Below are 1131 nucleotides of genomic sequence, written 5' to 3'. Positions count from 1 at the left end.
TCACCTCTCACCCACCCCCTCATCCTGAGGTGCGGCGCAGCCGCCTCGAAGGAGGGCTCCAGGAATCACGAGGCTGGCTGGAGGGCTCCTTCGAGGCCTCCGCTACGCTCCGGCGCCTCAGGATGAGGGCGCGGGTGGGATAGGGATCGGTGTCGGCAAGAACGCCGCTACTCCCCACCCTCCTCCCCACCCAGCGACCATTCCAGCACCCGCGCCAGGTGGTCGTAGGCCCCGTACTGGCTGGCATATTGCGGGTACGGCCGGGCGGTGTAGGCCGCATCGCCGGTCATGAACCGGGCGACCAGCCCCTTCAGGCGGGTGGCGTGCTCGGCGACGATCGCGTCGACGCTGCGCTCCTCGCCGCGGGGCGGCTTGACCGGCATCGGGACGAAGGGCTTCCGGCCGCCCGAGGCGTGGACGTAGAGCAGGTCCGGCGTGGCCTTGACCGGCGGCACCCCGTCGAAGGCGCCGTGCATCAGCATCGCCGCCTCCAGGGTGAGCTGCGGCGAGAACCCGGTAAAGATCATCTTGGCCGAGGGCGGCGTGCCGGTCTTGTAGTCGACGATGCAGGCGGTGCCGTCCGGGCGCAGCTCGATCCGGTCGGCCCGGGCCCGCAGGGTGAAGCTCTCGCGGCCCATGGGGATCACCCAGCGCCCGGACACCTCCGGGTGGATGCGGCGCAGGACCGGCCGGCGCTGCGCCTCCCAGGCGAGGTAGGCGGCGGCCATGCGCTCGTAGCGCGGCCACCACTCGGCGTAGAGTTCCGGATAGGTGTCGGCGATCTCGCCGAACGCGTTGGTGGCGATGGCGAGCAGGCGCTCCTCCGGCTGCCCGGGCAGGCCCTCCGGATGGGCGCTGGCGAACTCCGAGAAGATGTCGTGCACGAGGGAGCCGCGGGTCGCCACGCTCGGCACCGCGGCCAGCGGCTCCAGGGGGTCGAGCCCGAGCACGTGGCGGGCGAAGATGCTGTAGGGGTCGCGCACCAGCGTCTCGATCTCGGTGACGCTGAGCGAGCGCGGGAACAGGGCCGGGTCGGCCAGATGGCGCACGACTTCGTGCAGGCGCTGGGCTGCCGCGACGCGGTGATCACCCGGGCGCTCAAGCGCGAGGGTTCGCCGACCGTGCCGTCGC

Annotated in this window: 1 pseudogene; it reads right to left on the bottom strand. The window is 72.1% G+C overall.

The annotated features are described in order from the left end of the window. Positions 1-167: 167 nt before the first annotated feature. Positions 168-1034 (bottom strand): annotated as a pseudogene (locus tag FV228_RS30450) (PD-(D/E)XK nuclease family protein); the annotation flags it as partial. Between the last annotated feature and the right edge of the window lie 97 nt (positions 1035-1131).

This window comes from Methylobacterium sp. WL18 (genome assembly GCF_008040015.1).
Lineage (GTDB): Bacteria > Pseudomonadota > Alphaproteobacteria > Rhizobiales > Beijerinckiaceae > Methylobacterium > Methylobacterium mesophilicum.
This window is presented reverse-complemented; position numbering and strand designations above follow the sequence as displayed.